Annotated in this window: 16 protein-coding genes; 12 read left to right on the forward strand and 4 right to left on the reverse strand. The window is 64.8% G+C overall.

Features of this window, described 5'->3' with window-relative positions:
• Positions 1-87 precede the first annotated feature (87 nt).
• The 5 genes from QA645_RS05850 to QA645_RS05870 all read left to right on the forward strand — a co-directional run bounded on the left by QA645_RS05850 (position 88) and on the right by QA645_RS05870 (position 7,154).
• Complete coding sequence (locus QA645_RS05850) at positions 88-1,320, forward strand: rhodanese-like domain-containing protein (protein WP_283048829.1); 1,233 nt, start codon at positions 88-90, stop codon at positions 1,318-1,320.
• A 241-nt stretch (positions 1,321-1,561) separates the two neighbouring features.
• Positions 1,562-2,806: a phosphoglycerate dehydrogenase gene (gene serA / locus QA645_RS05855; protein WP_254128077.1), complete on the forward strand. Its 1,245-nt coding sequence runs from the start codon at positions 1,562-1,564 to the stop codon at positions 2,804-2,806.
• A 115-nt stretch (positions 2,807-2,921) separates the two neighbouring features.
• A complete protein-coding gene (locus tag QA645_RS05860) occupies positions 2,922-3,941 on the forward strand; it encodes a patatin-like phospholipase family protein (protein WP_283048832.1) in 1,020 nt (339 codons plus the stop codon).
• A gap of 3 nt (positions 3,942-3,944) precedes the next feature.
• A complete protein-coding gene (locus QA645_RS05865) occupies positions 3,945-5,399 on the forward strand; it encodes a GntP family permease (RefSeq protein ID WP_283048833.1) in 1,455 nt (484 codons plus the stop codon).
• Positions 5,400-5,492: 93 nt separating this feature from the next.
• Positions 5,493-7,154, forward strand: coding sequence for a tannase/feruloyl esterase family alpha/beta hydrolase (locus QA645_RS05870; RefSeq protein WP_283048835.1), 1,662 nt, complete (start codon positions 5,493-5,495; stop codon positions 7,152-7,154).
• 28 nt (positions 7,155-7,182) lie between these two features.
• Here QA645_RS05870 and QA645_RS05875 read toward each other — a convergent pair whose 3' ends face one another.
• The 3 genes from QA645_RS05875 to QA645_RS05885 all read right to left on the reverse strand — a co-directional run bounded on the left by QA645_RS05875 (position 7,183) and on the right by QA645_RS05885 (position 11,836).
• The gene (locus QA645_RS05875) at positions 7,183-8,904 is read right to left on the reverse strand and encodes an ATP-dependent Clp protease adaptor ClpS (protein ID WP_283048836.1); all 1,722 of its coding nucleotides are present in this window, start codon (positions 8,902-8,904) and stop codon (positions 7,183-7,185) included.
• Between the two features lie 111 nt (positions 8,905-9,015).
• On the reverse strand, positions 9,016-10,518 hold the full coding sequence (locus QA645_RS05880; RefSeq protein WP_283053098.1) for an MDR family MFS transporter: 1,503 nt from the start codon (positions 10,516-10,518) through the stop codon (positions 9,016-9,018).
• A 61-nt stretch (positions 10,519-10,579) separates the two neighbouring features.
• Positions 10,580-11,836 (reverse strand): HlyD family secretion protein, encoded by a 1,257-nt coding sequence (locus QA645_RS05885; protein WP_283048838.1) that lies wholly within the window; start codon positions 11,834-11,836, stop codon positions 10,580-10,582.
• A 141-nt stretch (positions 11,837-11,977) separates the two neighbouring features.
• Between QA645_RS05885 and QA645_RS05890 the strand changes: the two genes are divergently transcribed.
• The 7 genes from QA645_RS05890 (at position 11,978) to QA645_RS05920 (ending at position 19,629) form a co-directional block, all read left to right on the forward strand.
• Positions 11,978-12,586: a TetR/AcrR family transcriptional regulator gene (locus QA645_RS05890; RefSeq protein WP_283048839.1), complete on the forward strand. Its 609-nt coding sequence runs from the start codon at positions 11,978-11,980 to the stop codon at positions 12,584-12,586.
• Positions 12,587-12,633: 47 nt separating this feature from the next.
• The gene (locus tag QA645_RS05895; RefSeq protein WP_283048841.1) at positions 12,634-13,107 is read left to right on the forward strand and encodes a MarR family winged helix-turn-helix transcriptional regulator; all 474 of its coding nucleotides are present in this window, start codon (positions 12,634-12,636) and stop codon (positions 13,105-13,107) included.
• Between the two features lie 12 nt (positions 13,108-13,119).
• Entirely contained in the window at positions 13,120-13,890 is a 771-nt protein-coding gene (locus tag QA645_RS05900) for an enoyl-CoA hydratase (RefSeq protein ID WP_283048843.1), read from the forward strand.
• Between the two features lie 124 nt (positions 13,891-14,014).
• Positions 14,015-16,096: a methyl-accepting chemotaxis protein gene (locus QA645_RS05905; protein WP_283048845.1), complete on the forward strand. Its 2,082-nt coding sequence runs from the start codon at positions 14,015-14,017 to the stop codon at positions 16,094-16,096.
• 132 nt (positions 16,097-16,228) lie between these two features.
• On the forward strand, positions 16,229-17,167 hold the full coding sequence (locus tag QA645_RS05910; protein ID WP_254191587.1) for a dihydrodipicolinate synthase family protein: 939 nt from the start codon (positions 16,229-16,231) through the stop codon (positions 17,165-17,167).
• Between the two features lie 384 nt (positions 17,168-17,551).
• Positions 17,552-18,952 (forward strand): selenium-binding protein SBP56-related protein, encoded by a 1,401-nt coding sequence (locus QA645_RS05915; RefSeq protein ID WP_283048848.1) that lies wholly within the window; start codon positions 17,552-17,554, stop codon positions 18,950-18,952.
• Positions 18,953-19,035: 83 nt separating this feature from the next.
• Positions 19,036-19,629: a hypothetical protein gene (locus QA645_RS05920; protein ID WP_254135211.1), complete on the forward strand. Its 594-nt coding sequence runs from the start codon at positions 19,036-19,038 to the stop codon at positions 19,627-19,629.
• Here the strand turns inward: QA645_RS05920 and QA645_RS05925 are convergent.
• The gene (locus tag QA645_RS05925) at positions 19,607-20,332 is read right to left on the reverse strand and encodes a DUF1045 domain-containing protein (protein WP_283048852.1); all 726 of its coding nucleotides are present in this window, start codon (positions 20,330-20,332) and stop codon (positions 19,607-19,609) included. The two genes, QA645_RS05920 and QA645_RS05925, sit on opposite strands and share 23 nt — an antisense overlap.
• Positions 20,333-20,347 lie beyond the last annotated feature (15 nt).

A 20,347-nucleotide genomic window follows, 5' to 3' on the forward strand; every position in this document is an offset into this window, starting at 1 on the left:
CGCTTTTTGCTCCCATACGCTGGTACGACTAGCCAACATTGCGGCAATGGTTCAAAAGCTTCTGGCCCTCTTCCCAAGGTTCACGCCATGAAGCTTTCGACCGTCACACCCGCCGATATCCGCCGCGCGCTGCTGTTGCGCGAGGAGATCGCGCTGCTCGATCTCAGGCACGAGGCCGCCTTCGCCACCGGCCATCCGCTGTTCGCGGCCAACATGGCCGTGGACCGGATCGCAATCGAGGCTGCGGTGAGGCTGCCGCGCAAGGATGCGCCGATCGTGCTCTTCGATGATGACGAGGGGCTCGTCGCATCCGGCGCCGAACGCCTTGCTGCACTTGGCTACAGCAATGTCCGTGCGCTCGATGGCGGGCTGAAAGCCTGGCGTTCGGCTGGCCATGAGGTGTTCGAGGACGTCAATTCCTACTCCAAGGCATTTGGCGAGCTGGTCGAGTCGCGCCGCCACACGCCGTCGTTCAGCGCCGACGAGGTGGCAAAGCTGATCGCCGAGAAGGCCAACATCGCCATCCTCGATGTTCGTCGCTTCGACGAATACGCGACCATGAACATTCCGGGCTCGGTCAGCGTGCCCGGTGCGGAACTGGTGCTGCGGGCCGGCCAGGCGGCGCCGGATCCCGACACCACCATCATCGTCAATTGCGCCGGTCGCACCCGCTCGATCATCGGCACCCAGTCCCTGATCAACGCCGGCGTGCCCAACAAGGTGCGGGCGCTGCGCAACGGCACGATCGGCTGGACGCTGGCGCGGCACACGCTGGCTCATGGTGCCGACCGGCACGGCGCGATCGGGTCGTTCGAGGGCGGCCCGGCCAATGCCCGCGACGTGGCCTATCGCGCCGGCGTCCGCCATATCGGCGCGAACGAGATGTCGGCGATGGTCGCCGAGACCAGTCGCACGCTCTATCGCTTCGACGTACGCGATGTGGAGGAATATGCGGCCGGCTACCTCCCGGGCTTCCGGCACTATCCGGGCGGCCAGCTCGTGCAGGAGACCGACATGGCAGCACCAGTGCGCGGCGCACGCATCGTCCTGACCGACGACAAGGGCGTGCGCGCCGACATGACGGCATCCTGGCTCGCCCAGATGGGCTGGGAGGTCTATGTGCTCGAGGGCGGCTATGCCGGCACGCTCGAGGTCAGCCCGCCGCTGGTGCTGCCGAAACCCGACCCGGCGCATCGCTACCGCCGCCCCTATGAGGGAACCGACATCGCCGAGCGCGCGATGCAGGCCTATCTCGACTGGGAGTACGGCCTCGTCGATCAGCTGCGCCGCGACGGCACGCACGGGTTCTATGTGATCTGAACGCGGCCCGCGTTGATCCACCGGAGTTGCGGGCAAAAACACGTCGCATCGACGATACCGCCATCCGCGGCCAGCAAGTCGCGAAGCGGCTGGGCGCATAAGGCGGATGTTCCGGCGGTTCGGTATGCTTTTAGTGCGTCACCTGGACGGAGCGAAGCGAAATCCCATATCCAAACCCTATTGTGCTGTGCGTCGCCGGCGGTCTATGTGCTGCGGCAAAGCCGCCATTCATGGAGATATTATGCCAGCCCCAGGCCAAAGCCCTGAGCGGAGCGCGAAGGCGCTGCTGCTTGAAGGTGTCAACGACAGCGCCGTTGATCTGTTCAAGAGCGCGGGTTTCACCAATGTCGAGCGTCTGACCAAGGCGCTGGACGGCGAGGCGCTGCGGCAGGCGCTCAAGGGCGTGTCGCTGCTCGGCATCCGCTCCCGCACCCAGATCACCGACGAGGTGCTGGAAGCCGCCGACGGGCTGCTCGCGGTCGGCTGCTTCAGCGTCGGCACCAATCAGGTCGATCTCCTGGCGGCGCGCAAGCGCGGCATTCCCGTGTTCAACGCGCCGTTCTCCAACACGCGCAGCGTCGCCGAGCTCGTGATCGGCGAGATCGTGATGCTGCTGCGGCAGATCTTTCCGCGCTCGGTGTCGGCCCATGACGGCGGCTGGGACAAATCCGCGGCCGGCAGCCGCGAGGTGCGCGGCCGTACGCTCGGCATCATCGGCTACGGCAATATCGGCTCGCAGCTCTCGACGCTAGCGGAAGCCATGGGCATGCGGGTGATCTACTACGATCGCACCGATAAGCTCCGCCATGGCAATACCGAGCCGGTCGAGAAGCTCGAAGAGCTGCTCGCACAGAGCGACGTGGTCAGCCTGCATGTGCCGGAGACGCCCGAGACATCAGGCATGATCGGCGAGAAGGAGCTGCGGGCGATGAAATCAGGCTCGTTCCTGATCAACAACAGCCGCGGCACCGTGGTCGATCTCGATGCGCTCGCCGGCGCTTTGCGTGACGGACACATTGCCGGTGCCGCTATCGACGTGTTTCCGGTCGAGCCGTCCTCGAATTCGGAGCGTTTCAAGAGCCCGGTACAAGGCCTCGGCAACGTGATCCTCACGCCGCATGTTGGCGGTTCGACCGAAGAGGCGCAGGAGCGCATCGGCGGCGAAGTGGCGCGCAAGCTGGTCGACTATTTCATCACGGGATCGACCATGGGCGCGGTGAATTTCCCGGAGGTGCAGCTGCATTTGCGTCCCTCCGGCGTGCGCTTCAGCCACGTCCATCGCAACGTTCCGGGCATGCTGCGCCGGCTGAACGAGGTGTTCCTCCAGCGCGATATCAACATCGCCGCACAATATCTGGAGACCGCGGGCGATCTCGGCTACGTCGTGCTGGACGCCGATCTCGGCGGCGAGGATTCAGGCGCGCTGCTGGCGCAGATCCGGGCGCTCGAAGGCACAATCGGCGCGCGGCTGGTGTTCGAGCACTAGCCCGACGTCACGTTCCGGTTGCATTCCGCGGCGTAAGCTCATTACACTGTCCGTATCATCTTCGGCGTGCTGCAAATCACGTCGAATTTGAGCTTCAGTCGCGTGAGTATCCGCCATGGAACGAGACGCCGTACTGATCGATCTCGCGCTTCAGGGTGGCGGTTCGCACGGCGCCTTCTCCTGGGGTGTGCTCGAGCGCCTGCTGGAGGAGAAGTGGCTCACCATCGCCGCAATCTCCGGAACCTCCGCGGGCGCGATGAATGCGGCGGTGCTGGCGGATGGCTGGACGGCCGGCGGCGCCGAGGGCGCGCGTGACGCGCTGGAGCAATATTGGCGTCGCGTCTCGAAGGCCGCGGCCTTCAGCCCGCTGCAGCGCTCGCCACTCGATCGGCTGATGGGGCGCTGGACGCTCGATACCTCGCCCTTCTACATCCTGACCGACCTGATGTCGCGGGTGCTGTCGCCCTACGATCTCAATCCGACCGGCTACAATCCGCTGCGCGCGGTGCTGGCTGAGAGCATCGATTTCGAGCGGCTCGCACGCTCGCCGATCCAGCTCTTCATCACCGCGACGCGCGTGCGTACCGGCCGCGGCCGGATCTTCCGCAACGCCGAGATCACGGCGGATGTGCTGCTGGCGTCGGCCTGCCTGCCGACCATGTTCCGCGCGATCGAGATCGACGGCGAGCCCTATTGGGACGGTGGCTACGCCGGCAACCCGACCATCACGCCGCTGGTCCGCGAGAGCGATGCGCACGACACGATCCTCGTCCAGATCAATCCGACCGAGCGGATGGATGAGCCACGAACCGCCGCGGAGATCCTCAACCGTCTCAACGAGATTTCCTTCAACTCACCGCTGATGAAGGAGCTGCGGATGATCGCGCTGCTGCGGCAGGCGGCTGATCCCGGCAGCGGCGAGGGCGCGCGCTGGGCGAAGATGCGGACACACCGGATCAAGAGCGACATGCTGGCGAAGTTCGGCTCATCGTCAAAGCTCAATGCGGAATGGGAGTTCGTCTCGATGCTGCGTGCCGAGGGACGCGTCGCCGCGGAGGCGTTCCTCGCCAAACACGGCATGGATATCGGCCGGCAATCGACCGCCGATCTCGATGTCCTCCTGGCGGAGTGCTGAGGCATGGGGCTTCTTGGCCTCTTCGTCGGGCTCGGGCTGCTCGTCCTGTTTGCCTTTCGCGGCTGGAGCGTGCTGCTGCTCGCGCCGGTCGCCGCGCTCGTTGCCGCGCGGTTTGGCGGCGAGCCGCTGCTGGCGAACCTGACCCAGGTATTCATGGTGAACGCGGCGGGATTTCTGGCGCAGTTCTTCCCGATCTTCCTGCTCGGGGCCGTCTTTGGCAAACTGATGGACGATAGCGGCGCGGTCACGTCGGTCGCCGCCTTCATGGCCAAGCGTCTCGGCGAGCGCCGCGTGATTCTCGCGGTCGTGCTGGCAGGCGCACTCGTCACCTATGGCGGCGTCAGCCTGTTCGTTGCCTTCTTCGTTATCGCCCCGATGGCGCGGTCGCTGTTCCGCGCAGCTGGCATTCCGCGCCGGTTGATTCCGGCCGCGATCGTGCTGGGGACATCGACCTTCACCATGTCGGCCCTGCCGGGCACGCCGTCGATCCAGAATGCGATCCCGATGCCGTTCTTCGGTACGACGCCCTTTGCGGCGCCGGGCCTGGGTATCGTTGCCTCTCTCATCATGCTCGGCACGGGATTGTGGTGGCTGCATCGCGCCGAGGCCAAGGCCCGGCGTGCCGGGGAGGGCTATGGCGATGACGTCGAGGATGCGACCGAGCGCGCGGCATCCGACGAACTCGTGCGTGAACGCGCGACGACGGCGCGCGAGTTCGATCCGGCGGAGTTGCAGCATGGCCGCCGTAGCGATCAGCCGTCACCGGTTCTGAGTGCCGTCCTGCCATTGGTCGTCGTCGTGGCGGTCAATCTCCTGATGTCGCTGGTGGTGTTGCCGCGGCTCGACGTCGCCTATCTGGCCGATGAGCGCTTCGGCAACACGTCGCTGGCCGCCGTCGCGGGCGTGTGGTCGGTCGCGGTCGCCTTGACCGCGGCGATCGTCACGACCATCGCGTTGAACTGGGCACGGCTGCCGGCATTGCGGCAGACCATGGATGCCGGAGCCAATGCGTCGGTGCTGCCGGCGTTCAGCGTCGCCAGTCTCGTCGGCTTCGGCGCGGTCGTCGCCGCGCTGCCGGCATTCGCGCTGGTGCGCGAATGGGTGCTCGCGATCGAAGGCGGTCCGTTGGTCTCGCTCGCGGTCGCGACCAACATCCTGGCAGCCCTGACCGGCTCGGCGTCGGGCGGCCTGACCATCGCGCTCGATGCGCTCGGCCAGACCTATGTCGAACTCGCCGCGCGCACGGGCATCGATCTTGCGCTGATGCATCGTGTCGCGGTGATCGGATCGGGGACGCTGGACATTCTGCCGCATAACGGCGCGGTGGTCAGCCTGCTCGCGATCTGCGGCCTGACCCATCGTGACAGCTATCTGGACATCGTGATGGTGGGCATCGTGACGTCGCTGTTGGCGCTGGTGGCCGTGATCGCCTTGGGCAGCGTGTTGGGATCGTTCTGATCTGGACACAAAAGTCAATGAATTGACGCGCCCGTGAAGGTCGCTTTCAATGCGTCCCTCTGTCGGAACGAACAAAAGCAAGGGTAGGAAACGATGGCGCGAATGGATGCGAGACTGTGTGCATTGCTCGCAGGCGCGGTAGTCACGTTCGGCGCGACCGCCGCATTGGCGGCGACGTTGCCGGAGGATGCGGATACCGTCTGCAAAGGTCTCGCCGGCGGTATCGATGCCGTCAAGATCGACGCCGCGATGTTGCAGACAGCGTCTCAACTCGCCGTGGCCGAGCGCGGACCGACGCCGTCGGGACGCATCACGCCGGCCAATCCTGTCTTCTGCAAGGTGCTCGGCCATATCGAGCCCGTCGATCCCAAGGCGCCGCCGGTCAAATTCCAGGTCAATCTGCCGGTCGAATGGAACGGGCGCTCGGTGCAATATGGCGGCGGCGGTTTCAACGGCGTGCTGATCACCGGCCTCGCTTTGCCGCCGGCCTATCCCTTCGGCAAGCCGTCGCCACTCGCGCGCGGCTTCGTCACCTACGGCACCGATTCCGGTCATGAGTCCAAGCCCGGCGAGCCGCCGCAGTTGTTCGCGTTGAATGACGAAGCGTTCGAGAATTTTGCCCACCGCGCCTACAAGAAGGTGCGTGACGCCGCGGTCGCGCTGATGCAGCAGGCTTACGGCAAGAAGCCCGGAAAAATGTACTTCATGGGCTCGTCCGAAGGCGGCCGCGAAGCGCTCACGATGGCGCAGCGTTATCCTGACGATTTCGACGGGATCTTCGCGCGCGTGCCCGTCATCAACTGGGTCGGCCTGCAGCATGCGGGCACCCGCTCCGGTCTCGTCACCATGGGAGCGGGCTGGATCAATCCAGCGCAGGTTAAGCTCGTGGGCGATGCCGTGCGCGCGGCCTGCGACAAGGCGGACGGATCCGACGATGCGCTGGTGCAGGATCCCGTCGGCTGCAAGGCGGCGTTCAAGGTCGAGACATTGCGTTGCGCCGACGGCAAGAGCGGCGATCAGTGCCTCACCGACGCCCAGATCAAGGCGATCGACACGCTGCATGCCACCTACAAATTCCCGTTTACGCTCGCCAATGGTCTCGACGACTATCCGGGCTGGGGCGTGTCGGGTGAGGATACGCCGGCGATCGGGCCGACCGGCGGCTGGATGGCGTGGTGGCTCGGCGCCGCGCCGCCGGCGCAGCCGCCCGCGCCCAACAACGGTATCGCCTGGATCTACGGTGCCGGCGGCATTCAATACGTGTTCGCGCGTGATCCCAAGCTCGACGTCACCACCTACAAGGTGGAGGACCACAAGGCGCGGCTGCTCGAGGTCTCGAGCCTGATGGATTCGACCGATCCCGATCTCAGCCGCTTCCGCGCCCGCGGCGGCCGGCTGATCATGCTCGAGCACATGGCGGACTACGCGCAGAGCCCCTATGCCGGCATCCGCTATTTCGAGAGCGTCGAGCGCAAGCTCGGCAAGGCCGAGACCGCCGAGTTCGCGCGGCTCTACACCGCCCCCGGCGTCGACCATGTCGGCTCCGGCGCGCCCGCCAATGTCGACATGCTGAGCGCGCTGGTTGACTGGGTCGAGAAGGGCACGGCGCCCGGCGATCTGGAGGTCGCCGAGCAGAAGGTCGAGGCACCGTCATTCGCAGTGACACGCGCGATGCCGCTGTGCCGCTGGCCGGGCTGGCCGCACTACAAATCCGGTCCTGTGACGGAGGCGGCGAGCTTCAGCTGCGCACCGTAGCCGCAATGCGAACATGGCGGCGGTGGATTTACCCCGCCGCCATGGCCTGTGCGCCGCCAAGCAATTGCGCATTGAGCCGGCCGCCGGAGAACAGCATGTCGTCGAGCGCCTCGTCGATATCGGCTGACGTTACCGAGTTGCCGCCGTCGCGCGCGATGCTCGCTTGTGCCAGCCGTCGCATCAACTCCTTGATGAACGCGCAACTCGTGCCTTCGCTGCGTCTTGCCGCTTCCGCGACGACGGCGTCGTCGAGTGGCAGTCCCTTGCCGTAGAGCCGGACCAGCTTGGCGCGGCCGGTCCCGTCAGGGAGCGGCACTTCGATCGCTTGATCGATGCGGCCGGGGCGACCCGCGAGAGCGCTCTCAAGCTGCTGAGGCCGATTGGTGGTCAGCACGAACAGGATGTCAGCATCCTGCTTCAAGCCGTCCATCTCGTTGAGCAGCCGGTTGAGTAGCGGTTCCTCGCAGCCGCTCATGTTCTCGCGTTGACGTGCGATCAGATCGACGTCTTCGATCACCACCATGGCGGGCTGCAAGAGGCGGGCGAGATTCATATAGGCGCCGAGCAAGCCGATTTGCTCTGCCGTGATGATCAGCGTCGTATGCCCGGGTAGATGGGTCGCGAGATAGCGGATCGTGTGAGTCTTGCCCGTACCGGGTGGGCCGTAGAGCAAGATGCCTTTCCTGGTCGATTGCCCGAGGCGGCGCAGCATGTCCCGTGTGCCCACGAAGTTCAGGACGTTGCGCTCAAGTAGCCGCAATGTCTGTTCAGGCAAGATCACCTCATCGCGACCGACCGACGGAAGCCGGTGCACCGTGATCCCGCGCGAACGCCCGCGATAATCGGAATCGGCATCGAGAGAGAGAATCTTGCCGCGGTAGGTGCGCGCGGCCTGAACGGCGTCCTCCAGTGCGGTGAAGCACTGCTGGACAAGTGTCGAGCCCGCTGCCCCGGCCGGCGCCATGATTTCGATCCGCACGCCAGTCTCGCGGCCATATTCCCGATGAATGGCCAGAAGCACTGCATAGCGAAGGCCTGAGGTCGCGCAAAGCCAAAGACCATTGCCGAGGCATTTAGCCGGTGTCGGTTCGCCGATATCAACGTCGTTGTACTGAAGCGGTGCGATTGCGGCCGCGAAATTGTCGTTCTGCATCAATCGCGACATGGATAGCGTTTCGTAACCGCGGTCCTCGGCGATACCTAACAGGCGGACCGGTGACGCCAACAATCTGTCGAGAGCGGCCTGGACGTCTGCCCGCATGTGGCCGGGAAACTGGCGTACCGTCGTCACCAACTCTCTCAGCGGCACGTCAGCGAAGTGCCAATTCAAGACTCCAAACGTGTAATTGAACTCCTCCGAGGGCAGATCCTGCGACGCGCTTGCTGCAGCGAGCATGCAATCGGCGCAGAGCCACGCTGTGCGATTGACTAATTGCGCTTCCGATTGCGCTTTAGGCTGGCCGCAAAGCTCGCAGCAAGGCTTCACCGTTTCGCTTGTGATATCGAGCTGGTGGCCGGCGGACGCGACGCGCCGCCGTGCGGATTCCAGCAGGGCGCCAGCGACGGATGACGGATAGGGACCACAGGCTGCCGCGCCATGCCTCTCGATGTCGGCAAAAACGGAGTCGGCTTCACTCTCTGACTTGCCGAAGACGCGACGCAACAGATCAACGATGAATGCACGCGGAGTATCTTCGTCGCCGTGCAGGACAAGCTGGGCCGGCAGGTCGGCGACCTGAGTATCGCTCATGGAATATCCCTTTACGCAACCTATAGTCGATATGAACAAATAGGGAACATAAAAAGGCGCGGCCGTCAAGCGTGACGGCCGCGACAATTCGGTGGTTCGTTCTCTGAGGCGTTAGTGCGCGCCGCCGCCACCGGCGGCCTTCACCCGGCGCGTCAGCAGCACCGCGATCGCGGCGAGCACCAGCACCACGCCGATCACCGCAAAGGTGTCGGAGAAGCCCATCACCAGCGCCTGGCGCTTCACCGTCTTGCCGAGCGCGATGATGGCCTGCTCGCGCGCAGCGTTGGGGTCAGGCACGCCATGGGCGATGAAGTAGTCTGTCATCTGCGCGATGCGGCTGCGGACTTCCTCGCGGCCGAGCGTCACGGAGTGGCCGATGATGTTGGAATGAAACTGCTCGCGCTTGGTGACGATGGTCGCCAGCACGGCGGTGCCGATGGCGCCGCCGAGGTTGCGCATCATGTTGGAGATGCCGGAGGCCGCGGGCGCGTCCTGCGGCGCGACACTGCCGAGGCTGAGCGCGGACAGCGGCGCCAAAGTGAGGGCCTGACCCACGGCGCGGACGACGTTGGGGATGAAGAACTGATCGCCGGAGTAATCGAGCGACATCATGATGTTCATGAACGAGCTCGCGGCGAACAGCAGCAGGCCGATCGTCGCGATGTAACGGGTGTCGAACCGCTGCATCAGCTTCGGCACCAGCGGAATCAGCAGCAGCTGCGGCAGGCCGGTCCAGGCCAGCACGTTGCCGATCTGCTCGGCATTGTAGCCCTGTACCTGCCCGAGATAGGCCGGCAGCAGGTAGACCGAGCCGAACAGGGCAAAACCGAGGAACACCGCGGCGATCGTGCCGACGCCGAAATTCCACTGCGTTAGCAGGCGCAGGCGCAGCAGCGGCTTCTCGACCACGAGCTCATTATAGATGAACAGCGACAAGCTGACCGCGGCGATGATCGCAAGCCGCACGATGAAGGGCGAGCCGAACCAGTCGTCCTTGTTGCCTTCCTCGAGCACGGCCTGGAGCGAGGCGAGTCCGACCGCCATGGTCGCGATGCCGAACCAGTCGCCCTCGCGCAGCAGGGACAGATTCATCGGCTGGCGCTCCAGGGTCGCGAACAGGATCGCCACCATGACCGCGGTGGGCAGCACGTTGACGAAGAAGATGGTCTGCCAGCCGTAGTTCTCGGTGAGATAGCCGCCGATGGTCGGGCCGATCGCGGGCGCGAAGGTCACGGCGAGCGAGAACATGGCAAGGCCGATCGGCTGCTGGCCCTTCGGCAGCTTGGTGAAGACCAGCGTGAAGGCCATGGGAATCAGCACGCCACCGAAGAAGCCCTGAAAGCCGCGCATTGCGATCATCGACGGCAGATCGTGGGTGAAGGCGCAGGCAACCGAGAACGCTGCAAACAGCGTCGCGAAGCTCAGCATGATGTTCCGGAACGAGAACACCCGCGACAGATAGTCGGTGAGCGGGATCACGATGATCTCGCCGATCAGATACGACGTCGAGATCCAGGATCCGTTGTCGACGCCGGTGCCGATGCCGCCCTCGATGTTGAGCAGCGAGGCGTTGGTGATCTGGATGTTCAGGATCGCCATGAAGGCGCCGATCATCGCCGCGAAGACGGCGATCCAGACCGTGGCGCTCGCGCGGTTGGGATCGGCTGCGACGCGCTCAGGCGTCGCGGTCGATGTTGCGGGCGTCGAGATTGAGAGGCTGTTTGACATGGCACGACCCTCCGGAAACAAGCTTCGCTCTGGATGTTGCTTTAGGCGTCGTTGTCGCTTGCGCGGTCGGCGCTGAACGGGTTGCGATCGTCGGGATCACGGACATGCCGGGCCGCAGCTCGATCGCAGGCTGCGTTTCGGCATCCAGCGCGATCTTCACGGGGATGCGCTGCACGATCTTGGTGAAATTGCCGGTGGCGTTGTCGGGCGGCAGCAGGGCGAACTCCTGGCCACTGGCCGGCGCAATGGAGTCGACGTGGCCGTGCACCACCTGGCCCGGGAACGTATCGACCTCGATCTCGACCTCTTGTCCGGCGCGGACATGGGTGAGCTGGGTCTCCTTGAAATTGGCCACGACGTAGGCGCCTTCGGCGGGCACGATCGACATCAGCTGCGTGCCGGCCTGCACGAACTGGCCGACGCGGAGCGTGCGGTTGCCGATGACGCCGTCGATCGGCGAGACGATGGTGGTGTAGCCGAGATTGAGCTCGGCCTGATGCTGAAGCGCGGCGGCACGAGCGGCGGCTGCGTTGGCTTGCGCGATCTCGGCCTTCAGCAGCTCGACCTGCTTGAGGGCGGAGGCGAGATTGGCGGTGTCGCGCTGGATCGCGGCGTCGGCGCCGGCATTGCGCGACTGCGCTTGCTGCGCGTTCTGCACGCTGCCATAGCCCGTGGCGGCGAGATCGGTGTAGCGCTTGTTCTCCTGCTGCGCGAAGGTCTTTGCGGCAGTGTCGACATCGATGGTCGCCCTGGCTGCGGCGATCACCGCATCCTGCACATCGAGCTGCGCCTGCTTGCTCGTGATTGTCGCATTCGCGGCGGCGACATCGGCCTTGGCCTGGTCGAGCGCGACGCGGAAGTCGCGGTCGTCGATCCGGGCCAGCACCTGGCCGGCTTTCACATGCTCGTTATCGCCGACCAGAACGCGGTCGAGATAGCCGCTGACCTTCGGCGCAATGGTGGTGTTGTCGGCCTTCACATAGGCGTCATCGGTAGAGACCAGGAACCGGCCGACGGTCCAGTAATCGTAGCCGTACCAGCTGGCACCGGCCAGCGCCGCAGCTGCGACACCGACCAGCAACAGCTTGCGAAGGTTCAGCTTTTGGCTCCGCGCCGGTTGCGACTGGGCGGGCAGGACGCCTTCCAGTCCGGGGGGCGGGACCACGGTGGCTTCTGTCTTGGACGGGTTGGTGTGGACGGTCATGACCGCCTCCCTGAATTAGGAAACTTGACGATTTCCAAAATAGGACTAGCTTTGGGATAGTCAATGGAATGACAGGCATCATCTAAAAACATGGCTCAGGTAAAACCGTCATCAGAGAGCCGCCCGCGCGGACGGCCGCCGGTGCGCAGCGACGACGAGACGAAGCGGATCGTCATCGAGGCCGCGCGGCATGCCTTTGCCGTCGATGGCTACGCTGCCACCAGCACCGAAGAGCTGGCGCGCGGCGCCGGCATCTCCACCAAGACGCTCTATCGGCTGTTTCCGGGCAAGGCGGCGCTGTTCGAAGCGATGTGCGCGGATCGGCTCGAGCGGCTACTCTCCGACGTCAATCTCCAGGCCAACAATCAGGCCGACATCGAAACGAGTCTGGCTGCCGTGCTCGTCGCCTGCGCCGATCTCGCGCTCGATCCGGAGGTCGTGGCGCTGCAGCGCATGGTGTTGCAGCAATCGGCCACGTTCCCCGACCTTGCCGCGAATTTCTACAGGGACGGCATCGCCCGCACCGCGGCAGCGCTCGCGGGCTGGCTGCGCGACCAAGTCAGGAAGAAGCGGATCGCGCTCGACAACGTCGACGAAGCCGCCGGCATGATGATTGGGATGATGGTGTCGGCGCCGCAGCGCGCCGCGATCTATGCGCAGCTGACGCTGCCTTCGCGCAAGGAGATCGAGAAGCGAGCGCGGATATGCGCGGCGATCCTGCTTGACGGCTGTCGCGGGGCGTCGCGTTAGCGGCGGCGGGCTTTGACATCTCGCCGGACCTATATTATATACTTCGCATGCGAAATAAATCGCCCGAGGCGAGGCACCATCGGCTGATCTATCTGCTCAGCGTCGCGCAGCGGCGGTTGCAGCGCTGGATGGCGGCGCAGCCTTTGCGCGAAGTGACGCCGGCGCAGGCGGGACTGCTGTTCATTCTCGGCAAACAGGATGGTGCCCTCATCGGCGAGGTCGGTGCCGCGCTCGATCTCGGCCCGGCCGGCATTTCGGGCCTGGTCGATCGCAGCGCGGCGGCGGGATTGGTTGAACGACGCGCCGATCGTGCGGACGGCCGCGCCTGGCGGGTATGGCTGACGCCGAAGGGCCGCTCCGTGCTGGCGCAGGCCAAGACCGAGGCGGCTGCCGTCAACGCAGCGCTGACGGAAGGATTTACCAGCGCGGAGATCGACATCGTCGCGCGCTGGCTGACCAGCATTCAGGACAAGTTTCCAAGAGAGCCTTCACAAGACACCACAAGAGATCCAGAGGACTAAGAGGAGACATTCATGACCGAGCATGTGCGAGTTGAAAATAACGCCGGAATTCTCACGCTCACGCTGGCGCGTCCCGACAAGAAGAACGCGCTGACGGATGCGATGTATCGCGTGCTTGCCGACGCCATTGAATCCGCCGAGTCCGATCCGTCCGTGCGAGTGATCCTGTTCCGCGGCGAAGGCGACATGTTCACCGCCGGCAATGACGTCGGCGAGTTTGCGGCTGTTGCCACAGGCAAGTCCGAAGGCAGCCGTAACGTGACCCGCTTCATCCAGTCACTCGGACGCTGCACCCGCCCGCTGGTCGCAGCGGTGCAAGGCCGCGCCGTCGGCGTCGGCACCACGATGCTCCTGCATTGCGATCTCGTCGTGCTCGCCGACAACACCCAATTGTCGACGCCTTTCGTCAGCCTCGCACTGGTGCCGGAAGCCGCATCGAGCCTGCTGATGCCGGCGCGCATCGGCTATGCCCGCGCCTATGAGATGTTTGCGCTCGGCGAGACCGTGCCGGCCAAGGCCGCGCTGGAATGGGGCCTCGCCAACCGCGTGGTGCCGCTCGACAAGCTCGATGCCGAGGCGCTTGCGCTCGCTCAACGCCTTGCCCGGCAGCCGGCCGGCGCGCTCACGGCAACCAAGAAGCTGATGCGCAACGGCGAGGCGCTGGTGGCGCAGATGCTGGCCGAGGGCGAGCAATTCGCGCAGCGCCTGCGCACGGCGGAGGCGCGCGAGGCGTTCACGGCTTTCGCGGAGCGGCGTCCGCCTGACTTCACGAAGGTTTCGTGACGTCGGGGCCTGATTAAAGGTTTGGCAAACCGGGGAATTCCCGGCATTTGACTAAAACCTTAACTGAACATTGGCATGTCGCGCTGCAAGGTGGCCTCTCCTGGAAGTAGGCCCCTTGTGACTCATGGCAATGTTTAAGAAATCGGTAAGCTCGCTTCTCCTGACCCTGATGGCCCTGCTGGCGGCCGGTGCGCTTGCCTCGACGGCGATCCAGATGGTCGGAGCTTTCGGTCGCTACAGCGACAGTCTCGAGACCGCGCGGCTTGCCGCGGCCGACAAGGCGATCTTCCACGGCGTGCTGTCCCTGCGCAACAATCGCGGCGATGCCCAGAGCGCGATCCTCGGCGAGGACGATCCGCGCGCCAAACTCGCCGAAGCCGAGAAGGCAGAGCTGGGTGGCTATGACGGCATCAATGCCGCGCTCGCCACCGTCGATTTCGCCCGTCGTGATGAACTCGCCAGCACGCTGACGCAGCGCTGGGGCGAGGCCGCACCGCAGTTCCAGCTGTTCTACGACGAGGCCAAGCGCCCGCGCGCCGAGCGCAAGATCGAGCGGACCAACTCGTGGTACGACGCCGTCACCAAAGTGATCGACACCGCGAACCTCGCTTCCACCGCAGTGTCGAACCGCGCCTGGATGAACGATCCCTTCATTGCCCGCATGATCCAGGTCCGTCGCCTCGCCTGGCAGGTGCGTGACCGCTACGGCATTCATTGCTCGGTGCTGCGCTCGAACGTCAACAGCAGCAAGCCGCTCGACGACACCCAGAAGCGGTCACTGGCGCAGTGGGACGGCACCATCGCCTCCGGCTGGGCCGGCATGGCCGAGCTCCTGGCGGCGCCCGACGTGACGTCGGAACTGGTCACCGCGGCCAAGGAGGCGCAGGCCAAGACCGACGGTGTTCTCAAGCAGATCGGCGATCTCACCAAGAGCTTCGACGGCAGCGGCAAGCCGGCGATGCCCGCGTCGGAATGGAATACGCTCTGCCAGTCGCCGTTCCCGCTGATCGTCGCGGTCGCGACCAAGGCACTCGACCAGTCGATCGCGCGCGCCGAGACGGTGCAGGCCAAGGCACTGACCAATCTCGTGGTGCAGTCGCTTGCGTTCCTCGTCGCGCTCGCCGTGACGCTCACCGGCGTCTATGTCGTGCGCAATCGCCTGATGCGCCCGGTTCGCGCCATTCTCGACGCCATCGCCCGGATCAGCGCCCGCGATTATGCGACGTCGGTTCCGCAATCCCGCTATCCCGACGAATTCGGTACCATGGCGGCCGCTCTCGAAAGCCTGCGCGAGAGCGCGGCGACCGCGGAGCGTCTGGGCCAGGAACGCGAATCGCAGCAGGCCCTGCAACTCGCCCGCTCCGGTACCGTCGACGACGCATGCCGCAGTTTCGACGACACCGTTCAGGCGGTGATCCAGAGCGTCGCGGCGTCGACCAGGGAGCTCGATGCGACCGCGACCGATGTGCGCACGCTGGTGTCGGAATCGAGCAGCCAGACGGCTGCGGTCTCCTCTGCCGCCGAGCAGGCCACCAACAATCTCGAGAGCATCGCGGCTGCGACCGAGGAGCTCTCGGCCTCCGTCGGCGAAATCTCGGCGCAGGTGCAGTCCAGCGCACGCGATGCCCGCGAAGCGGTGTCGCAGGTCGAGCAGACCAACGCCACCGTCGAGATCCTCGACCAGACCGCGGGCCGCATCAGCGAAGTCGTGAAGATGATCCACGCCATTGCCGGCCAGACCAATCTGCTCGCCTTGAACGCGACCATCGAGGCGGCGCGCGCCGGCGAAGCCGGCCGCGGCTTCGCGGTGGTTGCCGGCGAGGTCAAGAGTCTCGCGGCGCAAACCGCGACCGCGACCGAGGAAATCTCGCGCCAGGTCGAGGAGATCCAGGGCGCGACCGGGCAAGCGGTCGCCGCGATCCGCTCGATCGGCGGTGCCATCAGCGGCATCGACGAGAAGATGACCGCGATTGCCGCCGCCGTCGAACAGCAGCGTGCGGCCACCACCGAAATCTCGCGCAACTTCCAGCACGCCGCCCAGGGCACCCGCGAGGTCACCGATACCATCGGCAGCGTCGCCAAGCTCAACCAGGAGACCGGCAATGCCGGCTCGGTGCTGTCCCAGTCCGTGACCAAGATGTCGGCCGATGCCGACCGTCTCCGGGTCGCGGTCGAGGGCTTCCTTGGCGCGGTGAAGACCGCCTAGGCTTTCATTCCTTGTCCCAACGGCAAGCGGATCGGCATTGCCGTGGGTGCCTGCGACCTGTAAATGGTAGCGGTACCAAGCATGCCCGCGGGCGTGTCGAAACTAACGGCAGGACGACAGGGAGTAATTTCGATGCCGGTCACCCCCCACAAGGCTCAGCGCCCCTATCGCGGCGTGTTCCCGGTCGCGCCGACCATCTTCGACGAGCGTGGCGAGCTTGATCTGGACGGCCAGCGCCGCTGCATCGACTTCATGATCGATGCCGGCTCGCATGGCATCTGCATTCTCGCCAATTTCTCCGAGCAGTTCGTGCTGACCGACGCCGAGCGCGAGACCGTGATGCATGCGGTGCTGGAGCATGTCGCCGGCCGCGTGCCCGTGATCGTCACCACCACGCATTTCAGCTCGGCGGTGTGTGCGGCGCGGAGCCAGCAGGCCGAGGCCGCCGGTGCGGCTATGGTCATGGTGATGCCGCCCTATCACGGCGCGACCTTCCGGGTGCCGGAGAAGGGCATCGTCGAATTCTTCAAGGTGCTCTCGGGCGCGATCAACATCCCGATCATGATTCAGGATGCGCCGGTCGCGGGCACGCCGCTGTCGGTCGAGCTGCTGGCGCGGCTGGCGCGCGACTTCGGCAACATCCGCTATTTCAAGATCGAGGTGCCGGGTGCGGCGTCAAAGCTCCGCAGCCTGATCGAGGCGGGCGGCAAGGACATCGAGGGCCCTTGGGATGGCGAGGAGGCGATCACGCTGATGGCCGATCTCGACGCGGGCGCGACCGGCGCGATGACCGGTGGCGGCTATCCCGACGGCATCCGCCAGATCATCGATCCCTATTTCGCGGGCGATCGGGAGAAGGCGAAGGCCGCCTATGAGCGCTGGCTGCCGCTGATCAATTACGAGAACCGTCAATGCGGCCTGATCGCCTGCAAGGCGATGATGCAGGCCGGCGGTGTGATCAAGTCGGATGCGGTCCGCCATCCGCTGCAGCCGCTGCATCCGGCGACGCGGGCGGGATTGCTGGAATTGGCCAAGGAGCGTGACGCTCTGGCGCTGCGCTGGGGGAAGTAAGGCTCTCCAGCGTCATTGCGAGGAGCTCTCAACGCGTAAGCTCTCGTAGGGTGGGCAAAGCGTAGCGTGCCCACGACCTGCGTATTGTCGAGAAAGGACGTGGGCACGGCGCTTCGCACCTTTGCCCACCCTACGAGACTGCGCACTCCGCTGTCGTCCCGCAAGCGCGCCTGTGCGGGACGCGCTCCAGCTCATCCATCAGCCCACTCTGACTGAAAGCGTCGAATTAACGCGGCTCGGGCGGTTTCCCGTAGCGCGGTGATGACATATTGTACGGCTGCCAACACGCCTGCGGAGCATCTCAAGACATCGCGTAACACCTCTTCATTATGCCGTTATCCCGAGCCAGGTTGGCGCGAACCGACAGAACAGGGAGGCAGTGCCATGACGATGAGGCCGGATCCCACCTTTCACGCATCGCCCAAGCTTGCGATGGAAGCGCCTGCGGAGAACTTTGCCTACACCTTGCTGCTCAGTCCGGATTTCTCAAAGCCGGATGCTCTCGCGGTCGTCGATGTCAAGCCGGGATCGCCGACTTACAGTCAAATCGTCCACACCGTGACGATGCCTAACAAGGGTGATGAGTTTCATCACTTCGGCTGGAATGCCTGCTCGTCCGCCTTGTCGCCGCTCGCCGGACACGCCTTCATCGAGCGTCGCTATCTCGTCATCCCTGGGATACGCTCGTCGCGGATCTACATCATCGATACCAAGCCCGATCCGACCCAAGCCAAAATCCACAAGATCATCGAACCAGAGGAAGTCTTCAAGAAGACCGGCTACTCGCGGCCGCACACGATCCATTGCGGGCCGGACGGCATCTATGTGAGCACGCTCGGCGGCGGCGGCAAAGACGGCACCAACGGACCTCCAGGCGTCTTCATCATGGATTGCGAGACGTTCGAGGTCCTTGGACGGTGGGAAATCGACCGTGGCCCGCAGACGCTGCACTATGACTTCTGGTGGAATCTGCCGCGCGATTACATGGTGACGAGCGAATGGGCGTTGCCGCCGCAGTTCGAGAACGGGATCGTCCCGGAGGATCTCCTCGCGAACAAATATGGCCATCGTCTCCATTTCTGGGATCTCCGCGCCCGGCGCAACGTGCAAACCATCGACCTCGGCGCCAATCATCAGATGGCGCTGGAGGTAAGGCCCGCGCACGATCCGGTTCGCGAGTACGGCTTCGTCGGCGTCGTGGTCGACACCACCAATCTCGAAGCATCGATTTGGACCTGGTGGCGCGAGGGCGGAAAATTCCATGCCGAAAAGACGGCGACGATCCCTCCCGAACCAGCGCCAAAGGAGAAGCTGCCGCCGCTGCTACAGGGATTTGGCGCCGTGCCGCCACTGGTGACAGACATCGACCTGTCGATGGACGACCGGTTTCTCTATGTCTCGTGCTGGGGCACGGGTGAAATGCGCCAGTACGACGTCAGTGATCCGCGCAAACCGAAGCTTGCGGGCTCCGTCCACATCGGTGGCATCGCGCGCCGCACGCCCCATCCGAACGGCAAGGCATTTGCGGCAGGTCCGCAGATGGTCGAGATCAGCCGCGACGGCAGGCGCGTGTATTGGACCAACTCGCTCTATTCCACTTGGGACGACCAGTTCTATCCCGAGGGAGTTCCGGGCGTGGAAGTCATGGCCAATGTCGGTCGCAATGGCGGGCTCGAGCTCGCCAAGGACTACTTCGTGAGCTTCCCCGACGGATATCGTGCGCACCAGATCAGGCTCGAGGGCGGCGATTGTTCGACGGACTCCTTTTGCTACCCGTCGGTCTAGATTGGGGGCACACGAGCCCCGCGCTTGGCTGGCTCTGGCTCGCTCTTGTTGCGAGCGGTCTCTATCACGGGGTCAATCCGGGGATGGGATGGCCGCTCGCTGTTTCGGCGGGGCTCATGGACAAGAGCCCGCGCGCGCTCTTTCGCGCGTTGTGGGCGCTGTCGGCCGGGCATCTCCTGGCAACACTTTTCGTGCTCCTGCCATTCGCATTCCTGCTCGTCCTGGCCGAGTGGCAGCGCGCAATCCAGCTCATCGCGAGCCTTCTCGTCATCGGCTTCGGCATCTATCAGCTGATGGCGCGGCGCCATCCCCGTGCGCTGGCACGAATTCCGCCGACGCAATTGGGGCTCTGGTCATTTGCCGTGGCCATTGCTCACGGCGCCGCCTTGATGCTCGTGCCGATTTATCTCGGACTCTGTCAGGCCTTCGAGCTCGATGCCGGCCATCAGGCAGCGGGCGCGCTGATGAAGGCAAGTCTGGGGATGATGTTGCTGGTGTCCGTGGTGCACGTGACTGCCATGGTCAGCGCCGGCGGATGTCTGGCGTGGCTGGTCTATCGCTATCTGGGATTGAAGTTCATCTCGCGAAGCTGGTTCAATCTGGATGCAGTCTGGGCGACCAGCCTGGTTCTGGTCGGCGCGGTGGCGCTCGCCTTCAATCTCGTGAGCTGGCGTTGAGATCCATATGCGCCAGAGCCCACTCGCCGATGATGCGGAAGCGCGCCTCGGCATCATCCTGCTTGAACAGCGTAATGCGATCGATCGCGAGCGTCTCGAGCTTCAGCGCCGCAAACCGTGCCCGCAGCATCTCCAGAATTGGCCCGCGGCGTTCCGCATCCAGCCGTCCCGTGAGTGTCATGTGGAAACGAAACTCTTCCATCACGTAGGGATAGCCCCAGCGGTCGAGATACTCGCGCGGTCGCTCGCTGAGCTTTTCGGGCTTCCGCCGCGCGCGATCTTCCGCCGTCAGGGCCGGACGAAAGGAATCGAAATCGCGGACGCAGTCGGCCGCCAGTTGCTGGAGCGCGTCGACCGGCTCGGCTGGAATGACGGCGATGAACCCGCTGATGGCATCGACCACGGGGCGGATCACCGGGATCGGCCGCGCCTTCTCGGCGAATGTCGCACAGGCCGCGCTGAGCTCAGCCTCGGTCCTGCCGGATGCCAGCGCCATCGGCGCCTTCAGCGTGCCGTGAAAGCCGTATTTGCGGGGATCGGCGGTGATGTCGCGCCAGTCCGGCGCGACATCCAGAGCGCCTTGCGGAAACGAAACCTCGTCGTCCGCATAGGCATCATAGCCAAGCAACTCGGCGCCGAAGCGTGACAGCGCATTGTCGGCGCCGGCGGCAAAATAGATCGCGTAGCGGGGAAAACCTGTCATTGCCGGAGCATAGCC

The organism is Bradyrhizobium sp. CIAT3101 (genome assembly GCF_029714945.1).
Taxonomy (GTDB): Bacteria; Pseudomonadota; Alphaproteobacteria; order Rhizobiales; family Xanthobacteraceae; genus Bradyrhizobium.

Excerpts from the sequence above, each read along its gene's own strand:
- QA645_RS05885 (WP_283048838.1), bottom strand. The coding sequence starts at position 11,836 with ATGACCGTCCACACCAACCCGTCCAAGACAGAAGCCACCGTGGTCCCG.
- QA645_RS05875 (WP_283048836.1), bottom strand. The coding sequence starts at position 8,904 with ATGAGCGATACTCAGGTCGCCGACCTGCCGGCCCAGCTTGTCCTGCAC.
- QA645_RS05900 (WP_283048843.1), top strand. The coding sequence starts at position 13,120 with ATGACCGAGCATGTGCGAGTTGAAAATAACGCCGGAATTCTCACGCTC.
- serA (WP_254128077.1), top strand. The coding sequence starts at position 1,562 with ATGCCAGCCCCAGGCCAAAGCCCTGAGCGGAGCGCGAAGGCGCTGCTG.
- QA645_RS05880 (WP_283053098.1), bottom strand. The coding sequence starts at position 10,518 with ATGATCGGCGCCTTCATGGCGATCCTGAACATCCAGATCACCAACGCC.
- QA645_RS05865 (WP_283048833.1), top strand. The coding sequence starts at position 3,945 with ATGGGGCTTCTTGGCCTCTTCGTCGGGCTCGGGCTGCTCGTCCTGTTT.
- QA645_RS05915 (WP_283048848.1), top strand. The coding sequence starts at position 17,552 with ATGACGATGAGGCCGGATCCCACCTTTCACGCATCGCCCAAGCTTGCG.
- QA645_RS05910 (WP_254191587.1), top strand. The coding sequence starts at position 16,229 with ATGCCGGTCACCCCCCACAAGGCTCAGCGCCCCTATCGCGGCGTGTTC.
- QA645_RS05920 (WP_254135211.1), top strand. The coding sequence starts at position 19,036 with ATGGGATGGCCGCTCGCTGTTTCGGCGGGGCTCATGGACAAGAGCCCG.
- QA645_RS05895 (WP_283048841.1), top strand. The coding sequence starts at position 12,634 with ATGCGAAATAAATCGCCCGAGGCGAGGCACCATCGGCTGATCTATCTG.
- QA645_RS05925 (WP_283048852.1), bottom strand. The coding sequence starts at position 20,332 with ATGACAGGTTTTCCCCGCTACGCGATCTATTTTGCCGCCGGCGCCGAC.
- QA645_RS05870 (WP_283048835.1), top strand. The coding sequence starts at position 5,493 with ATGGCGCGAATGGATGCGAGACTGTGTGCATTGCTCGCAGGCGCGGTA.
- QA645_RS05860 (WP_283048832.1), top strand. The coding sequence starts at position 2,922 with ATGGAACGAGACGCCGTACTGATCGATCTCGCGCTTCAGGGTGGCGGT.
- QA645_RS05850 (WP_283048829.1), top strand. The coding sequence starts at position 88 with ATGAAGCTTTCGACCGTCACACCCGCCGATATCCGCCGCGCGCTGCTG.
- QA645_RS05905 (WP_283048845.1), top strand. The coding sequence starts at position 14,015 with ATGGCAATGTTTAAGAAATCGGTAAGCTCGCTTCTCCTGACCCTGATG.